The organism is Pseudomonas sp. 13B_2.1_Bac1, assembly GCF_025466155.1.
Taxonomy (GTDB): Bacteria; Pseudomonadota; Gammaproteobacteria; order Pseudomonadales; family Pseudomonadaceae; genus Aquipseudomonas; species Aquipseudomonas aylmerensis.
This window is the reverse complement of the sequence record NZ_JANLOH010000075.1, coordinates 16853-39824: the sequence shown is the minus strand read 5'-3', so window position 1 is coordinate 39824 and position 22972 is coordinate 16853. Positions and strand designations below refer to the sequence as shown.

Annotated in this window: 20 protein-coding genes and 1 pseudogene; 10 read left to right on the top strand and 11 right to left on the bottom strand. The window is 64.2% G+C overall.

The features are described from left to right. Positions 1–28: 28 nt before the first annotated feature. Entirely contained in the window at positions 29–808 is a 780-nt protein-coding gene (locus NTD80_RS17295) for an acetoin reductase (RefSeq protein WP_262134414.1), read from the bottom strand. A gap of 193 nt (positions 809–1001) precedes the next feature. Between NTD80_RS17295 and NTD80_RS17290 the strand changes: the two genes are divergently transcribed. After that, positions 1002–3155, top strand: a complete 2154-nt coding sequence (locus tag NTD80_RS17290) for a TonB-dependent siderophore receptor (RefSeq protein WP_262134413.1) — start codon at positions 1002–1004, stop codon at positions 3153–3155. 3 nt (positions 3156–3158) lie between these two features. Here the strand turns inward: NTD80_RS17290 and NTD80_RS17285 are convergent, their stop codons facing one another. Together NTD80_RS17285 and NTD80_RS17280 are read right to left on the bottom strand one after the other, a co-directional pair. Continuing rightward, positions 3159–3596: a carboxymuconolactone decarboxylase family protein gene (locus NTD80_RS17285; RefSeq protein ID WP_262134412.1), complete on the bottom strand. Its 438-nt coding sequence runs from the start codon at positions 3594–3596 to the stop codon at positions 3159–3161. A gap of 122 nt (positions 3597–3718) precedes the next feature. Then, a complete protein-coding gene (locus tag NTD80_RS17280) occupies positions 3719–4624 on the bottom strand; it encodes a LysR family transcriptional regulator (protein WP_106804244.1) in 906 nt (301 codons plus the stop codon). A gap of 214 nt (positions 4625–4838) precedes the next feature. Between NTD80_RS17280 and NTD80_RS17275 the strand changes: the two genes are divergently transcribed. Next, a complete protein-coding gene (locus tag NTD80_RS17275) occupies positions 4839–5237 on the top strand; it encodes a helix-turn-helix domain-containing protein (protein ID WP_065906233.1) in 399 nt (132 codons plus the stop codon). A 58-nt stretch (positions 5238–5295) separates the two neighbouring features. Next, on the top strand, positions 5296–8058 hold the full coding sequence (locus NTD80_RS17270) for an ATP-binding protein (protein WP_262134411.1): 2763 nt from the start codon (positions 5296–5298) through the stop codon (positions 8056–8058). On the opposite strand, the gene NTD80_RS17265 is transcribed toward NTD80_RS17270, so the two are convergent. Next, complete coding sequence (locus NTD80_RS17265) at positions 8005–9528, bottom strand: helix-turn-helix transcriptional regulator (protein WP_262134410.1); 1524 nt, start codon at positions 9526–9528, stop codon at positions 8005–8007. The two genes, NTD80_RS17270 and NTD80_RS17265, sit on opposite strands and share 54 nt — an antisense overlap. Positions 9529–9623: 95 nt before the next feature. Beyond that, positions 9624–10574: a GlxA family transcriptional regulator gene (locus NTD80_RS17260; protein WP_262134409.1), complete on the bottom strand. Its 951-nt coding sequence runs from the start codon at positions 10572–10574 to the stop codon at positions 9624–9626. A gap of 181 nt (positions 10575–10755) precedes the next feature. On the opposite strand from NTD80_RS17260, the gene NTD80_RS17255 reads away from it, so the two are divergent. Together NTD80_RS17255 and NTD80_RS17250 are read left to right on the top strand one after the other, a co-directional pair. Beyond that, positions 10756–11478 (top strand): pirin family protein, encoded by a 723-nt coding sequence (locus NTD80_RS17255; protein WP_065906226.1) that lies wholly within the window; start codon positions 10756–10758, stop codon positions 11476–11478. A gap of 145 nt (positions 11479–11623) precedes the next feature. Beyond that, entirely contained in the window at positions 11624–11893 is a 270-nt protein-coding gene (locus tag NTD80_RS17250; RefSeq protein ID WP_262134408.1) for a hypothetical protein, read from the top strand. A 61-nt stretch (positions 11894–11954) separates the two neighbouring features. Here the strand turns inward: NTD80_RS17250 and NTD80_RS17245 are convergent, their stop codons facing one another. Beyond that, positions 11955–12959, bottom strand: a complete 1005-nt coding sequence (locus NTD80_RS17245) for a quinone oxidoreductase family protein (RefSeq protein WP_262134407.1) — start codon at positions 12957–12959, stop codon at positions 11955–11957. 102 nt (positions 12960–13061) lie between these two features. Here NTD80_RS17245 and NTD80_RS17240 point away from each other — a divergent pair, with 102 nt between their 5' ends. After that, entirely contained in the window at positions 13062–13925 is an 864-nt protein-coding gene (locus tag NTD80_RS17240; protein WP_262134406.1) for a LysR family transcriptional regulator, read from the top strand. A 68-nt stretch (positions 13926–13993) separates the two neighbouring features. On the opposite strand, the gene NTD80_RS17235 is transcribed toward NTD80_RS17240, so the two are convergent. The 3 genes and pseudogenes from NTD80_RS17235 to NTD80_RS17225 all read right to left on the bottom strand — a co-directional run. Next, positions 13994–14605 (bottom strand): hypothetical protein, encoded by a 612-nt coding sequence (locus tag NTD80_RS17235; RefSeq protein ID WP_262134405.1) that lies wholly within the window; start codon positions 14603–14605, stop codon positions 13994–13996. Between the two features lie 81 nt (positions 14606–14686). Beyond that, on the bottom strand, positions 14687–15445 hold the full coding sequence (locus tag NTD80_RS17230) for an ABC transporter ATP-binding protein (protein WP_065906173.1): 759 nt from the start codon (positions 15443–15445) through the stop codon (positions 14687–14689). 1 nt (position 15446) lies between these two features. Continuing rightward, a pseudogene (locus tag NTD80_RS17225) lies at positions 15447–16211 on the bottom strand (ABC transporter permease); the annotation flags it as partial. Between the two features lie 330 nt (positions 16212–16541). Here NTD80_RS17225 and NTD80_RS17220 point away from each other — a divergent pair. After that, entirely contained in the window at positions 16542–17624 is a 1083-nt protein-coding gene (locus NTD80_RS17220; RefSeq protein ID WP_262134404.1) for an LLM class flavin-dependent oxidoreductase, read from the top strand. A gap of 61 nt (positions 17625–17685) precedes the next feature. Here the strand turns inward: NTD80_RS17220 and NTD80_RS17215 are convergent, their stop codons facing one another. Then, positions 17686–18480: a class II aldolase/adducin family protein gene (locus NTD80_RS17215; RefSeq protein WP_065906167.1), complete on the bottom strand. Its 795-nt coding sequence runs from the start codon at positions 18478–18480 to the stop codon at positions 17686–17688. A 226-nt stretch (positions 18481–18706) separates the two neighbouring features. Continuing rightward, a complete protein-coding gene (locus NTD80_RS17210; protein ID WP_065906163.1) occupies positions 18707–19612 on the bottom strand; it encodes a LysR family transcriptional regulator in 906 nt (301 codons plus the stop codon). Between the two features lie 213 nt (positions 19613–19825). Between NTD80_RS17210 and NTD80_RS17205 the strand changes: the two genes are divergently transcribed. The 3 genes from NTD80_RS17205 (at position 19826) to NTD80_RS17195 (ending at position 22943) form a co-directional block, all read left to right on the top strand. Continuing rightward, positions 19826–20437 (top strand): cysteine dioxygenase, encoded by a 612-nt coding sequence (locus NTD80_RS17205; RefSeq protein WP_065906162.1) that lies wholly within the window; start codon positions 19826–19828, stop codon positions 20435–20437. Next, positions 20434–22017 carry a rhodanese-related sulfurtransferase gene (locus tag NTD80_RS17200; protein WP_262134403.1) on the top strand — a complete coding sequence of 528 codons (1584 nt, stop codon included), beginning with the start codon at positions 20434–20436 and terminating at the stop codon, positions 22015–22017. The genes NTD80_RS17205 and NTD80_RS17200 overlap by 4 nt, the downstream gene beginning before the upstream one ends. Before the next feature lie 95 nt (positions 22018–22112). Continuing rightward, entirely contained in the window at positions 22113–22943 is an 831-nt protein-coding gene (locus NTD80_RS17195) for a TauD/TfdA dioxygenase family protein (protein WP_065906160.1), read from the top strand. Positions 22944–22972: the final 29 nt, after the last annotated feature.

Below are 22972 nucleotides of genomic sequence, written 5' to 3'. Positions count from 1 at the left end.
ACATTTTTGACCGCGTCAGCCAAGGACGTCAGCGGTAGACGAGTCCGCCGTCGATCAACGGGGCTTGGCCGGTCATGTAGTCCGAATCCGGCCCGGCCAGGAAGGCCACCAGCCCGGCAACGTCTTCCGGCGTTTCCGCGCGGCCCAGGGCAATGCCCTCCACGTACTTCTTGTACGTCGCGCCGACGTCAGCGCCGGTAATCTCGGCCATGCGCTTGTCGATCTCGACCCACATATCGGTGCCCACCACGCCCGGGCAGTACGCATTGACCGTGATCCCGGCGCTGGCCAATTCCTTGGCAGCCGCCTGGGTCAAGGCGCGCACGGCAAACTTGGTCGCCGAGTACACCCCGAGCAGCGCGAAGCCTTCATGGCCGGCGATGGAGCACGCGTTGATGATCTTGCCTTTCTGATTGAGCGCCTTGAATTTCTTGCCGGCGGCCTGGATTCCCCACAATACGCCCTGCACGTTGATGCCCAGCGTGCGTTCGACCTGTTCCGGGCTGACGTCCAGCAGCGAATCGATCTGCGCCACCCCGGCGTTGTTGACGATGATGTCGAAGCCACCCAGGGTCTGGTGCGCATGTTCGACGGCGGCCACCACCTGTTCGCGCTTGGACACGTCGGCGACAAACACCGAGGCCTTGCGTCCCAGGGCGACCACCTCGGCGGCCACGGCTTCGAGCTTGGCGCCATTGATGTCCACCAGGGCGATGTCGGCACCGTCCTGTGCCAGACGCAGGGCGATGGCCCGGCCAATGCCCTGCCCGGCGCCGGTGACCAGCGCGATTTTTCCAGCAATCCCCATGACGATCTCCTGCAATGATGAGAGAAGCCTTGTCTATCGCAGGTCGCCGGGGCGGCTGTCGAGGCGCGCAGCGATTGGCGTGGGGGCTGAGACGGGATGTCTCAGTGTGCGAATCATTCTCGAAAACTTGTAAAAGCACGCACTTATGCCTAGCTTATGCGCCCCCCGCCCTGCGCTTTAAGGCCCTGCCCCCATGGTTTTGCGTTTTCGTCCCGTCGTCACTTCACGTTTTGCCCTCGGCCTGCTGCTCAGTGGCGGCATCGGTCACAGTCTGGCGGCAGAGCTGGAGCTGCCAGCGGTGCAGGTCCAGGGCCAGGATGAGTCCGGCTATCGCGCTGAAACCGCCTCGGTCGGGGGCTTCGACGAGGCGCCGCTGCTGGACACTCCCGCCTCGATCACGGTGATCAACGCCGCGATGATCAAGGACCAGCAGGCGCGCCTGCTCAGTGAAGTGCTGCGCAACGATGCCTCGGTCGGCGACAGCTATGCGCCCATCGGCTACTACGAAAACTTTGTGGTGCGCGGCTTCTCGCTGAATGCTGCCAGCAGCTACAAGATCAACGGGCGCACCATCACCGGCGAGCAGAACGTCGCCCTGGAAAACAAGCAGCAGGTGGAGGTGCTCAAGGGCCTGGCGGGCCTGCAAAGCGGTATCTCCGAGCCCAGCGGCGTGATCAACTACGTGACCAAGCGCCCGGAGGATGTGCGCCAGGTGACGGTATCCACCGATGATCGCGGCAGCGGTTATATCGCTACCGATGTCGGCGGCTGGTTCGGCAGCGAGCAGCAATTCGGCCTGCGTGCCAACGTCGCCCATGAAGACCTCAATTCCTATGTGGAACACGCCAATGGCCAGCGCGATTTCGTGTCCCTGGCCTTTGACTGGAACATCAGCCCCGACGCCGTGCTGCAGCTGGATGCGGAATACCAGGACAAGCAGCAACGCTCGGTGCCCGGCTACCAATTGCTGGGCGGCACCGAAGTGCCACACGGCGCGTCACCGAAAAGATTGCTCGGGCACCAGAGCGGTTCCAAGCAGGTGGGCATCCACCCACTGAACCTCAACGGCAAGTTCGAATACCGCTTCAGCGATCAGTGGAAAGGCAACCTCAGCGCGGCGCGCAGCAAAGTGGTGATCGATGACTACAGTTCGTTTGCCTATGGCTGCTTCTACGTGACCGATTGCGGCACCGCCTTCTTCAGCCCCACTGGCGACTACGACGTCTACGACTACCGCAGCCCCGACGACACCCGCCGCGACGACGAAGTGCAGGCGGCCATGACCGGGCTGTTCGACACGGGCAGCCTGGGCCATGAACTGACTTTCGGCACCAGCGCCTTTCGCCGGGTGGTCGACAAGCGCGAGTCGGTCAATGAATACATCGGCACGACCAATATCGACGATGATGCACCGACGTTTCCCCCCACCAACAAACCGTTGAACGACAGCCATCGCAACCTCGACAGCCGCCAGTACGGTCTGTTCGTCACCGACCGCATCCGCTTCAACGAGCAATGGCAAACCATCCTCGGCGGCCGTGAAGTGCGCCTGGATGAAAAAGCCTTCGACGGGACCACTGGCAACCAGATTCGCCACACCCAGCAATACGTGTTCCTGCCGCAGGCTTCGTTGATCTACAAGCCGGTCGAAAACATCTCGCTCTACACCAGTTACAGCAAAGGCCTGTCACTGGGCGGCCAGGCGCCGTGGACAACCACCAACGACGGTGAAACCCTCGCGCCGACCGTTTCGCGCCAGATCGAAGCCGGGGTGAAATACGACTGGCGCCGCATCAGCTTCGCCGCTGCCGTATTCCAGACGCGCCAGGCCTACCAGTACGCCAAGCCGGAAGGCGCCGATCAGTTCATCTATGTGCAACAGGGCGAGCAGAAGAACACCGGGCTGGAGTTGTCGGCCAACGGCTGGGCCACCGACCGTTTGCAGATCGCGACCAGTGTGGCGGCGATTCGCGCGCGGGTGACCGGCAGCGGTACGCCGGAATACGAAGACCACCAGGCGATCAACGTACCCAAGCTGCGCGCCAGTGTGTACGCCGACTATGCGTTGCCGTGGGTGAATGGATTGGCCGTGCTCGGCGGCGTGCACTACAGCGCCAAGAAGTACGCGAACCGTACCGGGAATGTGGAGGTCGGGGATTATGCGGTGGTCAATGTCGGCAGCCGCTACACCACCAAGGTCGACGGCTACGAGACGGTGTTTCGCCTGAGCGTCGACAACCTGTTCGACAAGCGCTACTGGCGCGACGCGGGCGAGTACATGGGCGATGACTATCTGTTCCAGGGCGCGCCACTGACGGCGCGCCTGAGTGCTTCGGTGAATTTCTAAGGCTTACTTGGGCATCTTGCGAAAACCCACCGCGAGGCGGTTCCAGCTGTTGATGGTGGCGATGGCCACGCTCAGGTCGACCTGCTCCTGGGCGCTGAACTCGGCGGCGAGTGCATTGAAGTCTTCATCCGGCGCGTGGGTCTGGCTCAGCAGGGTCAGGCTTTCGGCCCAGGCCAGTGCGGCGCGCTCACGCGGGGTGAAGAACGGCGTTTCACGCCAGGCCGATACGGTGTACAGGCGACGCTCGGTCTCACCGCCCTTGCGGGCATCGGCGGTGTGCATGTCGAGGCAGAAGGCACAGCCATTGATCTGCGAAACGCGCAGGCGGATCAGTTCCAGCAGGGGCAACTCGATGGACAGTTTGCCGACAGCGGTTTCCAGGGCGAGCATGGCTTTCATGGCGTCTGGGGAGGCGGTGTAGAAATCGGTACGCGCTTGCATGGTGGTTCTCCGGAACGGTGGGGGTTGATGGCTAGGTTAGTGACCGGAGGTGGTGGGAGGAATATCCAATTCCAGGGAAGAATGGGTGACCAATTGCTGGTGGGCTGGGCCCACCTCCTCAATCAAGCCCCCGCCATGTGCTCCGAAATTCTCGCCCGCAACCACCGCTCCGCCGGGTCATTGTCATGCACCCCGCTCCACACCATCGACAGCTCCGCTGCCTCTATCGCAAACGGCGGGTCCTCGGCCCGCAGCGACGTGCCCTCGGTCAACGCGCAGGCCGCGTAATCCGGCACTGTCGCGATGATCTGCGTGCCCGCCAACAGCGCGCGCAACCCACTGAACTGCGGCACCGCCAGCACCACCCGGCGGGCCCGGCCGATACGCGCCAGGTCCAGGTCAATGTTGCCGCTCAAATCCCCCGAGAACGACACCATCGCGTGGGGCCGCTCGCAGTAGTCGTCGAGGGTCAGCGGTGCCACGCCGGCGTCGCCGCGCAGCACCTTGCAGGGAATATCGCGCAGCTTCTTGCGCTTGGCATTCGCCGGCAATTCAGTGGTGTAGCTCACCCCCACCGTGATCTCGCCACTGGCCAGCAGCGACGACATCAACAGGTAGTTGGCGCGACGCACCACCACGATGATGCCCGGCGCCTCTTCGCGCAGTTGGCTGAGCAACGGCGGGAACAGGCCGAACTCGGCGTCGTCGGAGAGGCCGATGCGAAACACCGCGCAACTGGTGGAAGGGTCGAAATCCTTGGCGCGGCTGACCGCGCCGGAAATAGTGTCCATGGCCGGTTGCAGCTCCTTGAGTATCGCCAGCGCCCGTGGCGTGGGTTCCATGCCCCGGCCGTTGCGCAGCAGCAACGGGTCGTCGAACAGGTCGCGCAGGCGCCCAAGTGCCGCGCTGACCGCCGGTTGGCCCATGAAGAGCTTTTCGGCGACGCGGGTCAGGTTCTTCTCGAACATCAGTGCTTCGAAAATCACCAAGAGGTTCATGTCGACGCGGCGCAGGTCGTTGCGGTTCATGGGGCAATCCAAACGGCTGAAAAGCCCACAGATAAGCACGCAAGCCACCCGGGGTATTGCATGGCTGTGCTGTCTTTTCCGCCGGTTTTTGCCGCCTGAGCTGGCAAAATTAACAACGATTAACTCGTCAGCCAGACGGTCCGGCGCCAAGAATGCAGCGGTCTACACTGCATCCATTCACCGGGAACGCTCCCATCGACTGCGGATATCTGTCATGGCCCGACTTGAGTACTGTGCTCCCCGCTTGCCCGCGACCGGCGGCCTCTGCCCCCGGCGCGAGCGCATTGCCAAGCAATTGATCCTCGCCAACCTCGGCGAAAGCCTGGCGATTGCCGACCTGGCCCAGGCCTGCGCGCTGTCACGCAGCCATTTCTCCCGCGCGTTCAAGTGCACCACCGGGCTGTCGCCGCAGGAATGGATTCGCCAGCAGCGCATCCAGCGGGCCAAGGAACTGATCACCGGTTCCGCCCTGAGCCTGACGCAGATCAGCCTCGAATGCGGCTTCTGCGACCAGGCGCATTTCTGCCATATGTTCACCCGCAGCGAAGGCGTCAACCCGATGACCTGGCGAAATCACCAATTGCGTCACAAGCCCGACGTGATCGCGGCCTAGTGGTGGCGGCGCACCTGGCCTATGCTGGCCGCTCTCCTCTTTCCGAGCATGGCGCGCCATGAGCGACCTCAGCGACCAGGCCGTGCATTTCGGCCCCTACCGCGTCCATCCGCGCCAACGCCTGGTGCTGGAGGCCGGCCAACCACTGCGCCTGGGCCGGCGTGCGCTGGATATCCTGCTGATCCTGCTGGAGCAGGCCGGCAACGTGGTGAGCAAGCAGGCCTTGATCGCCCGGGTCTGGCCGCACAGCGTGGTGGAAGACGGCAACCTGCGGGTGCACATGGCCGCGTTGCGCAAGGCATTGGGCGACGGCCAGGCCGGGCAGCGCTATATCGTCACGGTGGCCCAGCGTGGTTACAGTTTTGTTGCGCCACTGAGCATCGAACCGATGACCTTTCCGGCTGATGGCACCCCGCAAGCCCAGGGCCATAACCTGCCACTGCGGCGCACTCGCGTGATCGGCCGCCAGGCCTTGATCGACCGCCTGGTGCAACAGCTGCCGCAACAGCGCTTTATCACCCTGACCGGCGCCGGCGGCATCGGCAAGACCACCGTCGCACTGCGCGTGGCCGAACTGCTGATCGGACATTACCGCGACGGCATCCACCTGCTGGACCTGGCGCCCCTCAGCGCACCGGCACTGATCCTGCCCAACCTCGCCGCCCTGCTCGGACTCACACACGTCGAGCATGAACCCCTGGATACCTTCGCGCGCCGCCTGCAGGAACGCCAGTGGCTGCTGGTGATCGACAATTGCGAGCACCTGCTGGACGACATCGCGCTGATCAGCGAAAGCCTGCTGCGCCATGCGCCCCGGATGCACATCCTGGCCACCAGCCGCGAAGCCCTGCGCGCCGAGGGCGAGTCGGTGCAACGCCTCGACCCCCTGGCCTGCCCGCCCGCCACCGGCAATCGCGCCCAGGCCATGGGCTACCCGGCCCTGCAATTGCTGATCGAGCGGGCCATGTCGCACCAGGACCGCTTTGAGCTGAGCGAAGCCGAACTGCCGTTGGCGATTGATATTTGCCAGCGCCTCGACGGCATCCCGCTGGCAATCGAGTTGGTGGCGGCGCAGATCGAACGCTTCGGCCTGCCGCGCCTGCGGGTGCAGATGGAAGACAACTTCCGCCTGCTGACCCGTGGCCGGCGCAGCGCCCTGCCTCGTCATCAGACCTTGCGCGCCACGCTGGATTGGAGCTTCGACCTGCTGACCGCGTGCGAGCAGGTGTGCCTGCGTCGCCTCGCGGTGTTCCGTGGCGGTTTCAGCCTGGCCAGCGCGGCGGCGGTGATTGCCGGCGAGCAGATTGCACCGGCCGAGGTGCTGGGCTCGATCACCCAACTGGTGGCCAAATCATTGCTCAATGTGGAGCCGGGCGATGACGAGATGGTCTATCGCCTGCTGGACATCACCCGTACCTACGCCCTGGAAAAGCTCAGCCTCGCCAACGAGCTGCACGCCACGCGCGAGCGCCATGCGGTGCGCTGCCTGACGCTGATGGAGCAAGCGCAGGACGACTGGGAGTTGATCGCGACCCAACCGTGGCTCGACCGCTACGCGCCGCTGCGCGAGGACGTGCGTGCCGCGCTCGACTGGGGCCTTGCCGAGGGCGGCGAACATCTGCTGGCGATCCGCCTGACGGTCAGCGCCATGCCACTCTGGCAAGAATTGTCGCTGGTCAGGGAGCATGCGGTGTATGTCGACAAGGCGCTGGCGCTGATGGCCGAGGCCAGTGCGCCCTGCACGCAATTGACGATGCAGCTGCAATTGGCCCTGGGCAGCCTGTCCTATCACGCGTTGGGCGGCGCACCGCGGACCATCGCCGCGTTTGCCAGCGCCAGGCGCCTGGCCGAGGAACGCCAGGACCTCGCCGGCCAATTGCGCGCGGTCTCCGGCCACATGGCGGTCAACCTGTGCGCAGGCCATTATCGCCAGGCACAGGCACTGAGCGTGCAATTCGACCACCTCGACCCACGCACCGAACCGCTGCTGGAGCTGAGTACCCAGCGCCTGCACGTGCTGGCGCAGCATTATACCGGCAACCAGGCACTCGCCCGGCACACGGCCGAACAGGTCATCCAGCGCATGGCGCACAGCGGCTCGCTGAATCGCTTTGCCTATCGCTTGGGCGTGCAATATGACCAGAGCGTCGCCTCACTGACGGTATTGGCGCGCATCCTGTGGTTGCAGGGTTTTCCCGAGCGCGCCTGGGCCGTGGCCAGCCAGGCGCTGGAGTTGGCGCTGCAGATCAATCACGGCACGTCGATCTGCTACACCCTGGCCCTGGCCGGCGTGGTCATCGCCCGCTACAACGGCGATGACGAGGCGGCGCAGCGCCTGCAGACGCTGCTGCTGGAGCAGTCCCACAAGCATTCGGTGCAGTTGTTCCAGACCTGGGCGGGACACTACGCCGGGATTCCCGGCCACCAGGACCTGCAGGGCCTGGGGCTGATAGACGACATCCTGATCACGTTCGGCGCGCGTGTCGTCGATGAGCAAGCCTTCGAGCGCGCCCGCACGGGGGCAGCCGGCTGGTGCGCCGCCGAAGTGATCCGCGTGCACGCCGAGGGCATGGCCGACACTGGCACCGCCGAAGCGCTGCTGCTCGAAGCCCTCGGCCTGGCTAACCAGCAAGGCGCGCTGGCCTGGGAACTGCGTTGCGCGACCTCATTGGCGCAGCGCTGGCAGCAGCAAGGTCGCCTGCAGCCTGCGCGCGATCTGCTCGGTTCAGTCTACGAGCGCTTTACCGAAGGCTTTGCCACCCGCGACCTACTGCGCGTACGTCGCCTGCTCGACGAGTTGCAGGACAAACGTCCGGCCTGAAAACGCCCCCAGATAATGCCCATACCCCTGCTGCAACCGTGCCACCTGCGCCGGATCGCGCAACTGCGCGAGGGCGTAGCTGCGGGTGCTGTTGAGCAAACGATAACGCGCGGGCCCCGGGCCCGGCTCGACGTTCAGCAACGAGGTACTCACCAGTCGCGCCAGCAGGTAGGCAAGGTCGGCGTGTTCCAGCTCGGTGCCGGCGACCAGCACGCTCAAGGACGGCAAGGTCACGGCCATTTTGAACAAGCCCAATTGCAGGAACAGCCAGCGCTCCGGCAGGCTCAAGCGCTCGTAGCTCCAGTCCAGGGCAGCGGCCAGCGATTGGTGGCGCTCCACGGCCGTGCGTCGACCGCGGCTCAGCGTCTGTATGCCGCTGCGCAGCTGCGCCTGTAAACCGCGCACGCCCAAGGCGTCGACCTGGGCGGCCGCCAGTTCCAGGGCCAGGGGAAGGCCGTCGAGGCGTCGGCAGATGTCGCGCAGGGGGGCCAGGTCCTGGGGGCGCAAATCATAGTCCTGCTGACTGGCACGTACGCGGGCGACGAACAGTTGCACCGCCGGGCAAGCCATCGCGTGGTCGATGCTGCCCAATACCGCCGGTGCAGGCACCGCCAGCGGCGGCACGCGCAGCACCCATTCGCCGGGCACGTGCAAGGCTTCGCGACTGCTGATCAGCACGCTGACCTGCGGCGCCTGCTCGTGCAGCGCGCGCACGAGATGCCGGCACGCGCCCAGCAGCGGGTCAACGCCGTCGAGCACCAGCAATAACTGCCGGCCGGCCAGTTGGCGGCATAATTCGACAGGGCTACGGGTGGGCACCAGGTGCAGCACTGTGGCCAGGTGCTGTAGCAGCATTGTCGGCGCCTGCACGGTGGCGAGGTCCACCCACCACACGCCGGCGCGATAGCGTGGCAATACGCGCTCGGCCAGCGCCAGGGCCAGGGTGCTCTTGCCGACGCCGGCACAGCCGGTGAGGGTCATCAGACGCTGCCCGGACAGGCGCCGCACCAGCACACCGAGTAATTCATCGCGCCCCATCACCGGGCTGAGCCGCGTCGCCAGATTGTGCCGGGGCAACTGCGACGACAGCTCGCCGTGCACCGGCGCAATGAAACAGTAGCCGCGCTGGGGATCGTTGAGGATGCAGCGTTGCCCGTCGAGGGCACGGCGCAAGGCGGCGATGTGCACGCGCAGGTTGCTTTCCTCGACCACGCTGCACGGCCAGACGCGCTCGATCAGCGTGGCCTTGCTGATGAACTGCCCGGGCGCCTCGAGCAGCACCGCGAGGATATCCAGCGCGCGGCCGCCCAAGGGCACCGGCCATCCAGCCTTGCTGAGCAGCCGCTGTTGCCGGTGAAAGGCATAGGCACCGAAACGCACCGTGCCGTTCGCATCCATCGCCTGAAGGTTGTTCATCGCTGTCATCGCGCTGGAACACCCGGCCTTGGGCGTTTGCGCGTCCTGTTCCATGGGCCTGTGGCTATCTTGCCACTTGGCGATGACAGGACAATGCTGGCACGGGGAGCGACACGGACATTCGAGTGCACCAGACGGACATCCTGGCGCTAACTGAACTGCTGCCGGTATTGGGTCGGGTTGAGACCGAGCTTTTCACTGAACAGAAAACGCATATGCCGCACGCTGCCAAAACCTGCGTGGAAGGCCACGGTCTTCAGCGGCAGGTCGGTGGCCTCCAGCAACTGGCGCGCGCGGTCGATACGCGCGCCCTGCAGGAAGGCCATGGGCGTCATCTGCACCTCCTTGGCAAACAGCCGCGCGAAGTGGCGCGCACTCATGCCTGCCAGCGTGGCCATCGACTCGATACTGAAGGGCTGGTCCAGGTGGTCGAGCACGTGCTGCTGCACGCGGGTGATCGCGGTTTCCTGCGGCGCGACGGCGGCTGTCATCGGGCTGAACTGGGCCTGGCCGCCCTGGCGCTTCATTACCACCAGCAGCACCTTGGCCACGTCCACCGCGACCTGCTTGCCGTGGTCCTGGGCCACAATCGACAGCGCCAGGTCGATACCGGCCGTGACCCCACCAGAGGTGATCAATCGCCCGTCCTGCAGGTAGATGCGGTCCGTCTCGACGATGGCCTTGGGGAAGGCCTTGATCAGACGCTCGGTGTAGTGCCAATGGGTGGTCACACGGTGATGATCGAGCAGGCCGGCATGCCCCAGCACAAACGCTCCGGTACAGATCGACCCAAAGCGCCGGGCACGCGGCGCGGCCTCTTGCAGCCAGGGCAACAGCGCGGGATGGCATTCGTTGTAGGCACCGGGGCCGCCGGGCACCAGCAGCAGGTCGTAGGCCGCGTGCGCCTGGCCCAGCAGCAGGTCGGCCTGCACCACCACCCCATTGGAGGCGCGCAGCGGGCCAGGTTCGGTGCCGATGGTGAGTATCTGGTAGTGGTCGGCCGCAGGCAGGTAGCGGTTGGCGATGGAAAACACCTCGAGCGGCCCCGCCATGTCGAGCAGGAGGAAGTCCGGAAACAGCGCCATGGACACGGTTTTCATCAAGCGGGAGACCTATAAGGAAGGGAAAGCATCAGCCATTATGGCACGTCGATTACTGTCAACCTCAGGGAGACAGTCATTCAGAATTCATCTCCTTAATGAATCCGACGGTTACCAGTAACCTTCTTCTCAACGCCAGCGCCCTGCATCTCGCAGCCCGCGCTCACTTGAGGACACCACCATGCTGACCCTTCGCAAAGCTTCGGAACGCGGCGCCGCCAATCACGGTTGGTTGAAGTCGTTCCACACCTTCTCGTTCGCCAACTACTGGAACCCCGCCGAGCAAGGTTTTTCCGACCTGCTGGTGATCAACGATGACCGCGTCGCCGCCGGCAAAGGCTTCGGCCAGCACCCGCACCGCGACATGGAGATTTTCTCCTACGTGCTCGAAGGCGCCCTGGAACACAAGGACACCTTGGGTACCGGCTCGGTGATCCGCCCCGGCGATGTGCAATTGATGAGCGCCGGCAGCGGTGTGGCCCACAGCGAGTTCAACCACAGCCAGAGCCGTGGCGTGCACTTCCTGCAGATCTGGATCGTGCCCGCCGTGGCCGGTGCCGAGCCGCGCTATCAACAAGAGCATTTCAGCGCGGCGCAGAAACGCGGACGCCTGCAGTTGATCATTTCGCCGGACGGCGCCGACGGTTCCCTCAGCGTGCGCCAGGACGCACGGGTGTATGCCGGGCTGTTCAACGCTGACGAAAGCGCCACCCTGGACTTGCCGCCAGATCGCCATGTGTACGTGCATGTGGCCCGAGGCAGCGTTGAGGTCAACGGCCAGCGCTTGCAGGAAGGCGACGGCGCCCGCGTGCGGGATGAGCGGCAGATCCGCCTGGGCCACGGCGAGGATGCCGAGGTGCTGGTGTTCGACCTGCGCCCCAATGAGCTGCCGCAGATGCCATGACCGGCTCGGCGAAGGTCCGCGCAAGCGGGCCATCGCTGGCGTCGATAGTCACCATCAGCCCAATGAAGTTCTCTTAAAAAATCCAACGCGTAACATCAAACCCATACCGGCAACAACCCAACTAAAACACTCGGAGCACACTCACATGAAACGCCAAATCTTGCTTAGCCTCGCTTTCTCGGTACTCGCTGCAAACGCATTTGCTCACCCTGTCGTCGCTGAAGGCGGTGCGGATCGCCTGATCGAAAGCCGTGTTGCAGAGGGTGGCTCGGACCGCCTGCAAGGCAACCGTTTCGCTGAGGGTGGCGCTGATCGCCTGCAGAAACGCGGCCTGGCGGAAGGCGGTGCGGATCGCCTGCAGGAACGTGGCCTGGCTGAAGGCGGTGCGGATCGTCTGCAAGGCAACAACGCATAATCCCGCGCTGTTGGCGGGAACCCCAAACCGGCCTGATCAGCCGGTTTTTTTTCGCCTGTCATTAACCCAAGTCGCGGTCCACCCACAGCACCGCCTTGCCGATCTGTTGCCGAGCCTCGATACGCGCATGCACCTGCTGCACGGTTTCCAGGCGGTAGTGGCCTTCGATCTCCACGCTCAACGCCCCTTCGAGCATTGCCGCGAACACCGCATTGGCGCGGCGCTGCACCGTCGCACCGTCGGCCATATGGTCGGCCAGCCGTGGACGGGTCAGGAACAGCGAGCCAGCCTCGCCCAACTCAATCGGATCGAGGTCGGTCAGCGAGCCCGAGACATTGCCGTAATTGACGATCAGTCCACGTGTGCGGCAGGCGCGGAAGCTGTCACGCAGGGTACTTTTGCCCAGGGAATCGAACACCACGTCCACGCCCTGTCCGTCGGTGGCTGCCAGGACACGCTCGACAAAGCCGCCGTCATCATAGGTCCAGGCCTGGTGGGCGCCGCGCTGCAGGGCAATCGCGCATTTTTGTGCGGTGCTGCCCGTGCTGAACACGGTCGCCCCCACGTGCCGGGCCATCTGCACCAGCAACTGGCCGATGCTGCCCGACGCGGCGTGTACCAGGCAGGTGTCGCCCGCCTGTAAACGGGCCACATCCTCAATCAAGTAGTGGGCCGTGCACCCCTGGAACATCGCCGCAGCGGCCTGATCGAAGGTGATCGCGCTGGGTATCTGCGCAACCTTGTCGACCGGCACCAGCGCGTATTCGGCATACGCGCCCCAAGCGATGCACCACGCCACGCGGTCGCCCACGGCCAAGTGATGCACGCCCGCGCCGACCTCCACCACGACACCGGCGCCTTCCATGCCCAACGTACAGGGCAGGCGCACCGGGTACGTGACTGATTGGGCGTACTTGCCCTGGCGCGTGTGAATGTCCATGAAATTGATCCCGGCGCAGGCCACCTTGATCAACACGTGGCCCGCGCGTATCTGCGGCTTGGCCACATCCAGCTGCAGTTGCGCGACATCCGGGCCGCCGTAGGTTTGCAAAGTGATGGCTTTCATACAGGAACAACTCCATGTGCACGGGGAAGCGGCCATGGTAAAAGGACGCAATCCGTTGGAATATTCCCCAAACCGTCCCAGCCTCTGTGCGGAAATTACCCGATGTTCGATTGGCAGGATCTGTATTACTTCACCGTATTGGCCCGCAGCCAGTCGCTGTCGGCTGCTGCCCGCGAGTTGCAGGTGGAGCACGCCACGGTGGGTCGTCGGGTCGACGCCCTGGAAAAAGCCCTGGGCGTGAAACTGGTCGACCGCTTGCCGCGCAGCCGCCCTCTCACCGCCCATGGCCTGGCGCTGGCCGAACTGGCCGCCGGCATGGACGAGATGGCGACCCAGGTGCTGCGCCTGTCGCGGGTGGCGTCCATCGAAATGGCTGGCACGGTGCGGGTCAGCTGCCCGCCGTCCATTGCCAATTACTGCATAGCCCCGCATGTGGCGCGCTTGCGTGCCCAATATCCCCAATTGAACCTGGTGCTGATGCCCTCCACCCACTTGGCCGCGCTGGACAAGGGTGAAGCAGATATCGCCCTGCGCACGCTGCGTCCCGATGAAGACGCGCTGGTGCGCAGGAAGGTCGGCGTGGTGCGCTTCGGGCTGTACGGCCCGCCGGCGTTGCAGCAACTGCCCACCGAACAATGGACCTTCATCGCCTACGACAGCAGCCGCGACCACCTGCCCCAACAGGCATGGATGCACCAACTGCGCGGCCCACGCGAGATTGCCTTTGCCGCCAGCGAGCTGATCACCCAGCAAATGGCGGCCAGGGCCGCAGTGGGTGTGGTGGTGCTGCCGACGCTGGTGGGCGATCACGACCCGCAATTGGTCAGGCTGCCGACGGCGACCGAGGGTCCGCAGCGCGATATCTGGCTGACGGTGTACCCCGATATGCGCCGCTCGCCGCTGGTGAAGGTGGTGATGGAGTTTCTGGTGGAGTGCATCGAGGGCGAAATACAGCTAAGACGGTGACCCGCCTGAGTGCGTTCTCATCGGCGCATCTTCCAGGAGCTGTGGGAACCCGTCTCAACCCCGCCGACTCACTTCAATAGCGGAAGGCGCCAGGCAGGCTCCTGATAAGCACGCTCGGCCCCTGACAGCGTCACCGCGACGCGGTTGAGCAACAGTTCGGCGTTGTATTTGGGCATCAGGGCGCAGACCAGCAGCACCGCCAGGCCGGCACCGATGAACGCCGGGGACACCTTGACCTCGGTGGGTTCAATCCGCCACAGAAAGGCAATCGCCGCGACGCCACCCAGCACCGCACCGGCCAGGGCTTCATTGAGCGGATGGATAAAGGGGGCGACACAGTAGGCGCTGAACCAGAGCCCAAGCAGCAGGCCCACCAGCGCCGCCGGCCAGCGCAGGGCCGCGTTGAACTGACGCGCCAGCAGGCTTGAGCCCACGGTCAGCATCAGGCAGGTGTTCATGGCGTGGCCACTGAGTACGGCAATGTCCACGTGTTGAAAGGACAAGCCCCAGCCTTTGAACAGCAACTTGCTGAACGCCACGATCGAATACGTGACACCCACCGTCACGATCCACCCCCGCAGTGCCCACGGGCTGGAATACCGCAGCCACACAGCAATGATGAGGGCAGCCGGAATCATCACGGTAATCCCGCCAAACTGCGCTAGTTCTGCTCGCATCATTGCCCAACCGTTGACGTGCCCGTTTCGGCGCCCATCAGACCTCAGGCCAGGCGAAATTACAACGTTAGGCTCGGTCAGCCTTCACCCATGCGCCACGCGCCGCAGGTTGATCGCCGGCGGACGCGCCGCCGGTGCATCGACTTCCACGCCGAGCAGGTTCAGCAAGCGCGCCCGGATCGCCTGGAAACCGTCCTGGCCGGTGTCCCGCGAACGCGGCAGATCGATGCGCAGTTGCTCGGCGATCTTGCCGTCGGCCAGCACGATCACCCGGTCGGCCAGCAGGATCGCTTCGTCCACATCGTGAGTCACCAGCAGCACCGCCGGTGTGTGCTTGCGCCACAGCTCGATGATCAGGCGGTGCATCTTGATCCGGGTCAGCGCGTCGAGGGCGGCGAAGGGTTCGTCCAGCAGCAACAGCTTGGGTTCGCGCACCAGTCCACGGGCCAGGGCCACGCGCTGGGCTTCGCCGCCGGAGAGGGTCGCCGGGTAGGCCTCAAGGCGATGGGCCAGGCCGACTTCCGTCAAGGCTTGCACCGCCCGCGCCTTGGCTTCGGGAATGCGCAGGCCGAGGATCACGTTTTTCCAGGCGCGCTTCCATGGCATCAGGCGCGGCTCCTGGAACACCGCCGCCCGCGCCTTGGGCACCCGCAATTGGCCGCTGTCGATACTGTCGAGTCCGGCCAGGCTGCGCAGCAAGGTGGTCTTGCCCGAACCGCTGGCGCCGAGCAAGGCGACGAATTCGCCGGGGGCGATGTCCAGGTCAAGCCCATCGATGACCCGTTGCTGGCCGAATTGGCGCACCACATTGCGCAACTGCACCGCAGCTTCAATCGTCGACATATCAGTTCCTCACAAAGGATGGGCGCCAGGCCAGGGCGAAACGTTCGAGGGTGCGGATCAGGCCGTCGATCAACAGGCCGAGCACGCTGTAGATCAGCAGGCAGATCACGATCACATCGGTGCGCATGAAATCGCGGGCATCACTGGCGAGGAAGCCGATGCCGGCGGTGGTGTTGATCTGCTCGACAAACACCAGTGCCAGCCACGAGATGCCCAGGGCATAGCGCAAGCCGACAAAAAACGAGGGCAACGAGCCGGGCAAGATCACATGCCAGATCAACTCGCGGCGGTTCAGGCCCAGGGTGTTGGCAGCCTCGATCAACTTGGGGTCGATGTTGCGGATGCCGGCGAACAGGTTGAGGTACACCGGGAAAGTGGTGCCGGTGACGATCAGCGCGATCTTGGTGAACTCGCCAATGCCGAACCACAGGATAAACAGCGGCACCAGGGCCAGCGAAGGAATGGTGCGCAGCATCTGCATGGGCGAATCGAGGATCACCTCGCCGCGCTTGGACAAGCCGGTGATCAAGGCCGCCACCACGCCGATGCTGACGCCGATACTCAAGCCGAACAACGCGCGTTGCAGCGACACCAGCAGGTGCTTGCCCAGTTCGCCGGAGACGATCATCGCCCACAGCGTGCCGCCGATCTGCGAAGGCGCGGCGATCACGCGCGTGGGGATCCAGCCCAGCTGCGAGGCCAGCTCCCAGAGCAGCAACAGCACGATCGGGCTTACCAGCCGCAGCACCGCGTCGGGCGTCCGCCAGCCACGGGTCGCTTTCAGCTGACCCTCGGCTTTAGTGAGGGAAATCGTCTCGGTCATTGGCCTTCCTGTTCAAAACGTCACGGCCGGGAGCGCCGTTGCGGGTCCATGCTAAGCGCATAAAAAACCCTGGTGAAAGTCTTTCTGGGAATAACCTAATGCGATCAAAATGCAAATTACTGATACATCAAATAATTTATGATTCTGTTTTTTAATAATTAGGTTAGAACCAATCGGCATTTTACAGGCCCCTTCCCTGCCCCTACTTTGGACGCGAATAACCGACCCCCTGCCCGGCGGAGGTGCAACCCGCGAACTCGACAAGGACAGACCATGAGCATTGAATTCATCGGCTACATCGGCGGCCACCACGCTTCCGAGATCCACCCGCGCAGCGGCCCGACCCTGCAACCGGACTACGTGGAAACCGTGGCCCGCGCCCACGAAGAGGCCGGCTTCGACCGCGCCCTGGTGGCCTTCCATTCCAACAGCCCGGACAGCACGCTGATCGCCTCGCATGCCGCCAGCGTGACCAAGAAGCTGCAATTTCTGATCGCGCATCGCCCAGGCTTTGCCCAGCCGACCCTGGCCGCACGCCAGTTCACCACTCTCGACGTATTCAACGGCGGGCGCACCGCCCTGCATATCATCACCGGCGGCGATGACCGCGAACTGCGCGCCGACGGCAGCCATATCGGCAAGGACGAACGCTACGCGCGCACTGACGAATACTTGAGCGTGGTGCGCCAGGAATGGACCAGCGAGCAACCGTTCGACTTCACGGGCACCTACTATCAGGTCGAAGGCGCGTATTCCACGGTGAAGTCGCCGCAACAGCCGCATATCCCGCTGTACTTCGGCGGTTCCTCCCAGGCCGCGATTGAAGTGGCGGGCAAGCATGCCGACGTGTACGCGTTGTGGGGCGAAACCTATGAGCAAGTGCGCGAGATCGTGACCCAGGTGCGCGCCGAGGCGGCCAAGCACGGGCGCACCATCCGCTTCAGCCTGTCGTTGCGGCCGATCCTGGCCGAGACCGAGGAATTGGCATGGGCACGTGCCGAGACCATCCTGCAGCAGGCCACCGCGCTGGCCGAGAAGAATGGCTTTGTGCGCCGCGAACCACCGAACGAGGGCTCGCGCCGCTTGCTGGCAGCGGCAGCACAGGGCTCGCGCCTGGACAAGCGTTTGTGGACCGGGATTGCCGGCTTGCTCGGGGCCCAGGGGAACTCGACCTCACTGGTCGGGACCGCCGAGCAAGTCGCCGAGGCGCTGGTGGATTACTACGACTTGGGGATCACCACGTTCCTGATCCGTGGGTTCGATCCGCTCAACGATGCGATCGATTACGGCAAGCGGTTGATCCCGCTCACCCGCCAGCTGATCGCCGAGCGCGAGCAAGCACAACAAGTGGCATAAACACACGCCCTGTAGGCGCAGGCAAGCCAGCCCCTGCAGGGGGCTGGCGCTTATATGCAGATCAGTTCTTGTAGTCGGTATCGGTGCGTTCCAACTGCCGGATCAGCGCATTCCAATGCCGCGCCACCCCCGGTCCATCCCCCGCCTTGAACGCCTCAGCCTGCTTCTCGACCTTGGCCACCACCTCGGCCGGCGGGAAGATCAACTCTGCGTTGCCCGCCGCCTGCGCCGCGATCTGGATATTGCATGCGCGCTCCAGCCCCTGCAGTTGCTGGAAGGCGTGTTCGACGCTGATCCCGGCGGTCAACAGGCCGTGGTTGCGCAGGATCATCACACTTTTGTCACCCAGGTCGGCAACCAGGCGCTCGCGCTCGTCGAGGTCCAGCGCCACGCCTTCATACCCGTGGTAAGCCACGCGCCCGGAGAAACCGATGGAATGCTGGGAGATCGGCAGCAAGCCGTCTTTCTGCGCCGACACCGCGATACCGTCGCGGGTATGCGTGTGCAGCACTGCTTGCAAGTCGTGGCGTGCGCCGTGGATGGCGCTGTGGATCACGTAGCCGGCGTAGTTGATGCCCAGGCCGGTAGGGTCGTCGACGATGGTGCCGTCGAGGTCGACCTTGACCAGGTTGGAGGCGCTGATTTCATCGAACAACAGGCCGAAGGCGTTGATCAGGAAATGCTCCTCCGGGCCCGGTACGCGGGCGGAGAAGTGCGTGTAGATGTGGTCGGTCCACTTGTACAGGGCCGCCAGGCGATAAGCGGCGGCCAGTTTGACGCGCACTTCCCATTCTTCCGGAGTGACGCGCTGGCGAACATTGTTGGAAACGCTGGAGATCGAGGTGACGCTGCTCATGGCAAAACTTCCTGGATGGCCTTAAGGACTTCCAGGCAAGCCTATGGGATGCAAAAAAATAATAAAAAGCACATTTTAATCTAAGCTAATTATCATATTTTTTTATAACCCAACTGACACCATCTGCCCCTGCAGGAGCCCTGCTTGCCGGCGATGGCGTCCTTGAGCAATGCCCTGGTCTCGAGGGGCTCATCGCCGGCAAGCCGGGCTCCTGCACCGGGCGGTGTCAGGCGGCGTTGCGGATCTTGTGCAGGGAGTTTGCGACCAGCTTGCCGAACGCATCCACCGGCCCCTGCAGGTTGCCGAGGAAGTGCGGGTAGATCAGCCACAGGTCCATCACCGGCTTGAAGTCCTTGAGCGGCATCACCGCCAGTTGCTCGCGGTGTGCGCTGCGTTCCAGCAGGGGGCGTGGCACTAGGCCCAGGCCGAGGCCGTCCGCCACCAGGCCCAGTTGCAGCTCGGTGCCGAAGGTTTCCAGGTTGACCCGCAATGCCAGGCCCTGGTCCGACAAAGTGCGCTGCAACCCCGCGCGGAAGCCACAACCGTCCGGGTTGAGGATCCAGCCGCTCTGGTACACGTCCGCCAGCTTGCAGGGTTTCTTCGGCAGTTGTGCCTTGGCACACACCACCACCAATTCCATCTTGCCGATCGACTCGCCCACCACGTTGTCCGGGAAAATTTTGCCGGCCGGGAACAGCGCTGCTGCGGCATCCAGCTCGCCGCGCTCGATCTTGCCCACCAGTTGGCTGCCCCAGCCGGTGGCGACTTGCGCGCGCAGGTCGGGGTATTCGGTGCGCAGGTGCTTGAGTGCGTCGAGCAGCACCACGTCGCCGATGGTCTGCGGCACGCCCAGGCGCAGCAGGCCGGTGGGCGGTGCGTCGGTGGCGACCAGCTCGCGCAGGGCATCCATCTCGCGCAGGATCAGCCTGCATTGCTCATAGACGCGGGTGCCGATCAGCGTAGGCTTGAGGGGCTTGGTGTTGCGGTCGAACAACTCCACACCCAGCGCCTGCTCGAAGTTCTGCACACGGCGGGTTATGGCCGGCTGGGTCAGTTGCAAAGACTCGGCGGCATGGCTGATGGACTGGCAACGAATCACTTCGACAAAGGCATCGATATCGTCAATTTTCATTTGGGCCGCACATAGAGAACAGTCATTAAGATGTGTGCGAAGCATAGTTGCAGGAACGCTGTCTGGATAGCCCGCGCTGCAATCGATAACGTCTAACGCTATTCAGACCGGTTCTAAATTACCTGCAGCTATAAGCTAATCATTAAAAAATAGCATATTAACTATAAACATTATGCTTAGATAAACCCATCAACACCCACCGATGGAATTGTCATGACCCAGGCCCGACACCCCGAGAGACTCAGAGCCTTCATAGGCGCCCTGGCGGAATTGATCGACGGCAATCCACGCGAAGGCGACCTGTTGCACCGTGGCGGCAAACTGCTCGCGCAACTGGTCAGCCATGATGACTGGCTCCCCGATGAATTTGCCCAACCCGACCCCGAGCGCTACCAGCAATTTTTGCTGCATGCCGATTCGCGCCAGCGCTTCAGCATCGTCAGCTTTGTCTGGGGGCCGGGGCAAAGCACGCCGATCCATGACCACCGAGTGTGGGGCCTGATCGGCATGTTGCGCGGCGCGGAATTTTCCCAAGGCTTCGAGCGCGCGCCTGACGGCCGCCTGGTCGCCGAAGGCAAGCCGATCCAGCTGGTGCCGGGCCAGGTCGAGGCGGTGTCGCCCAAGGTCGGCGATATCCATCAGGTCAGCAATGCCCACAGCGACCAGGTGTCCATCAGCATTCATGTGTACGGCGCCAATATCGGCGCCGTGCGCCGCGCGGTGTACCAGCCCGACGGCAGCGAGAAACTGTTTATCTCCGGTTATTCCAACGCCTTCCTCCCGAATATCTGGGATTTGTCCAAAGAAAAGAGCCCTGCCCTATGAGTACCGTATCGACCCGTAGCTTCGCCCGGATTCGCCAGGCCCTGTTGGACCGTGAAGAAGTCGCCCTGGTGGACGTGCGCGAAGAAGCGCCGTTTGCCGAGTCCCACCCGCTGTTCGCCGCGAACATCCCGCTGTCCAAGCTGGAGCTGGAGGTGTATTCGCGCATCCCGCGCCGTGACACCCAGGTCACCGTCTACGACAACGGCGAAGGCCTGGCCGCCCGCGCCGCCGAGCGCCTGGTTGCGCTGGGCTACACCCAGGTGAGCCTGCTGGAAGGCGGGCTGGAAGGTTGGCGCCAGGCCGGTGGCGAGCTGTTTATCGACGTCAACGTGCCCAGCAAGGCATTCGGCGAACTGGTCGAAAGCGAGCGCCACACACCCTCGCTGGCCGCTGAAGAAGTGCAGGCGCTGCTCGACAACCAGGCCGATGTGGTGGTGCTCGACGCCCGCCGCTTCGACGAATACCAGACCATGAGCATCCCCACCGGCATCAGCGTGCCGGGTGCCGAGTTGGTATTGCGCGCCCGTGAACTGGCGCCCGACCCGGCCACCCGCATCATCGTCAACTGCGCCGGGCGGACCCGCAGCATTATCGGCACGCAGTCGCTGATCAACGCCGGCGTGGCCAACCCCGTCTCCGCACTGCGCAACGGCACCATCGGCTGGACATTGGCCGGGCAGAAACTCGCCCATGGCCAATCACGCCGCTTTGCACCGACCTCGGAAGAACACCGCCAGGTCGCCGCCGTCGATGCGCGCGGCGTCGCCGACAAGGCCCGCGTTGGCCGGGCCACCCTCGCCGATCTGCACGCCTGGCAGCAGCAAACCGCGCGCACCACCTACCTGTTCGATGTGCGCACCCCGGAAGAATTCGAAGCCGGCCACCTGCCGGGCGCCCGCTCCACCCCCGGCGGTCAGTTGGTGCAGGAAACCGATCACGTCGCCAGTGTGCGCGGTGCGCGCCTGGTGCTGGCGGATGACGACGGCGTGCGCGCCAACATGTCCGCCTCCTGGCTGGCGCAACTGGGCTGGGAAGTGCACGTGCTGGATGACCTGCAAGCGGCGCACTTCAGCGAAAAAGGCGCCTGGGTCGCCCCGGTGCCTGCGCCGCCCCAGGCCGAATTGATCAGCCCGCAGACCCTCGCCGAATGGCAGGCCCACGGCGACACCGTGGTACTGGATTTCACTGCCAGCGCCAACTACGTGAAGCGCCATATCCCCGGCGCCTGGTGGGCCCTGCGCGCGCAGTTGCCCGAAGCCCTGGCCAAGGTGCCGGCCGCCCAGCGCTATGTACTCACCTGCGGCAGCAGCCAACTGGCGCGCCTGGCAGTGGCCGAGGTCGAGGCCATCACCGGCAAGCAGGTGTTCCTGCTGCAGGACGGCACCGCCGGCTGGATCAACGCGCAACTGCCGCTGGAGGAAGGCGAGACCCACCTGGCCTCCCCGCGCATCGACCGCTATCGCCGTCCATACGAAGGCACCGACAACCCCAAGGAAGCCATGCAGGCTTACCTGGACTGGGAATTCGGCCTGGTCGAGCAACTGGGCCGCGACGGCACCCACGGTTTCTATGTGATCTGATTGACCTGACCCGCCTGCACCCACCCCGGGTGCAGGCCCCCACATCCGACCCCTCTCCAGGCGGAGGCTGAACCCACACACGAGAGGACACCCGCATGACCCTGCATATCACCCGCCTGGAACCCACCCTCGGCGCCGAAATCGGCGGTATCGACCTGCGCCAGCCGCTGACCTCTGCGCTACGCGATGAACTGCGCCACCTGCTGCTCACGCACAAGGTGCTGTTCTTCCGCGACCAGGCCATCAACACCGAACAGCAGATCGCCTTCGCCAAGGAATTCGGCGAGCTGTACGTGCACCCCACCACCCAGCAAAACGACCCGTCGCGCCCCCAGGCCCACCTGATCGAAGCCCAGGACGAGCGCAAGCTCTACGGCCCGCGCACCAGCGGCCGTTGGCACACCGACACCAGCTGGTTGCTGCAACCCACGCTCGGCGCCGTGCTGCGCGCGGTGGACTTGCCGGAAGTCGGCGGCGACACCCTGTGGGCCGACACCGGGGCGGTGTACCGCGCCTTGCCGGATGACCTGCGCGCAGAAATCGACAACCTGCATGTGGTCCACGACTTCAAGAAAGCCCTCGACAAGGTCGGCTACGACTACCCGATCCTCGCCCACCCGCTGGTGCGCACCCACCCGGAAACCGGCGAAGACGGGCTGTTCATCAACTTCTCGCAGAACCCTTCGGTGATCGGCTGGACGCCCCAGCAAAGCAAGCAACTGATCGACCGCCTGCTGCAGGAATTCAACAAGCCGGAACATCAGGTGCGCTTCAAGTGGCGTCCAGGCTCGGTGGCGTTCTGGGACAACCGCTCGACCCTGCACTACCCGGTCTACAACTACGGCGACTACCCGCGTCGCATGGAGCGGGTGCTGATTGCCTATGACGACATTCCGCATCGGGTCAGAGCCGCTGACGCGGCCTGATCACCCTTTAAAAGTCCCACACAGATTCA

Excerpts from the sequence above, each read along its gene's own strand:
- NTD80_RS17295 (WP_262134414.1), bottom strand. The coding sequence starts at position 808 with ATGGGGATTGCTGGAAAAATCGCGCTGGTCACCGGCGCCGGGCAGGGC.
- NTD80_RS17290 (WP_262134413.1), top strand. The coding sequence starts at position 1,002 with ATGGTTTTGCGTTTTCGTCCCGTCGTCACTTCACGTTTTGCCCTCGGC.
- NTD80_RS17285 (WP_262134412.1), bottom strand. The coding sequence starts at position 3,596 with ATGCAAGCGCGTACCGATTTCTACACCGCCTCCCCAGACGCCATGAAA.
- NTD80_RS17280 (WP_106804244.1), bottom strand. The coding sequence starts at position 4,624 with ATGAACCGCAACGACCTGCGCCGCGTCGACATGAACCTCTTGGTGATT.
- NTD80_RS17275 (WP_065906233.1), top strand. The coding sequence starts at position 4,839 with ATGGCCCGACTTGAGTACTGTGCTCCCCGCTTGCCCGCGACCGGCGGC.
- NTD80_RS17270 (WP_262134411.1), top strand. The coding sequence starts at position 5,296 with ATGAGCGACCTCAGCGACCAGGCCGTGCATTTCGGCCCCTACCGCGTC.
- NTD80_RS17265 (WP_262134410.1), bottom strand. The coding sequence starts at position 9,528 with ATGGAACAGGACGCGCAAACGCCCAAGGCCGGGTGTTCCAGCGCGATG.
- NTD80_RS17260 (WP_262134409.1), bottom strand. The coding sequence starts at position 10,574 with ATGAAAACCGTGTCCATGGCGCTGTTTCCGGACTTCCTCCTGCTCGAC.
- NTD80_RS17255 (WP_065906226.1), top strand. The coding sequence starts at position 10,756 with ATGCTGACCCTTCGCAAAGCTTCGGAACGCGGCGCCGCCAATCACGGT.
- NTD80_RS17250 (WP_262134408.1), top strand. The coding sequence starts at position 11,624 with ATGAAACGCCAAATCTTGCTTAGCCTCGCTTTCTCGGTACTCGCTGCA.
- NTD80_RS17245 (WP_262134407.1), bottom strand. The coding sequence starts at position 12,959 with ATGAAAGCCATCACTTTGCAAACCTACGGCGGCCCGGATGTCGCGCAA.
- NTD80_RS17240 (WP_262134406.1), top strand. The coding sequence starts at position 13,062 with ATGTTCGATTGGCAGGATCTGTATTACTTCACCGTATTGGCCCGCAGC.
- NTD80_RS17235 (WP_262134405.1), bottom strand. The coding sequence starts at position 14,605 with ATGATGCGAGCAGAACTAGCGCAGTTTGGCGGGATTACCGTGATGATT.
- NTD80_RS17230 (WP_065906173.1), bottom strand. The coding sequence starts at position 15,445 with ATGTCGACGATTGAAGCTGCGGTGCAGTTGCGCAATGTGGTGCGCCAA.
- NTD80_RS17220 (WP_262134404.1), top strand. The coding sequence starts at position 16,542 with ATGAGCATTGAATTCATCGGCTACATCGGCGGCCACCACGCTTCCGAG.
- NTD80_RS17215 (WP_065906167.1), bottom strand. The coding sequence starts at position 18,480 with ATGAGCAGCGTCACCTCGATCTCCAGCGTTTCCAACAATGTTCGCCAG.
- NTD80_RS17210 (WP_065906163.1), bottom strand. The coding sequence starts at position 19,612 with ATGAAAATTGACGATATCGATGCCTTTGTCGAAGTGATTCGTTGCCAG.
- NTD80_RS17205 (WP_065906162.1), top strand. The coding sequence starts at position 19,826 with ATGACCCAGGCCCGACACCCCGAGAGACTCAGAGCCTTCATAGGCGCC.
- NTD80_RS17200 (WP_262134403.1), top strand. The coding sequence starts at position 20,434 with ATGAGTACCGTATCGACCCGTAGCTTCGCCCGGATTCGCCAGGCCCTG.
- NTD80_RS17195 (WP_065906160.1), top strand. The coding sequence starts at position 22,113 with ATGACCCTGCATATCACCCGCCTGGAACCCACCCTCGGCGCCGAAATC.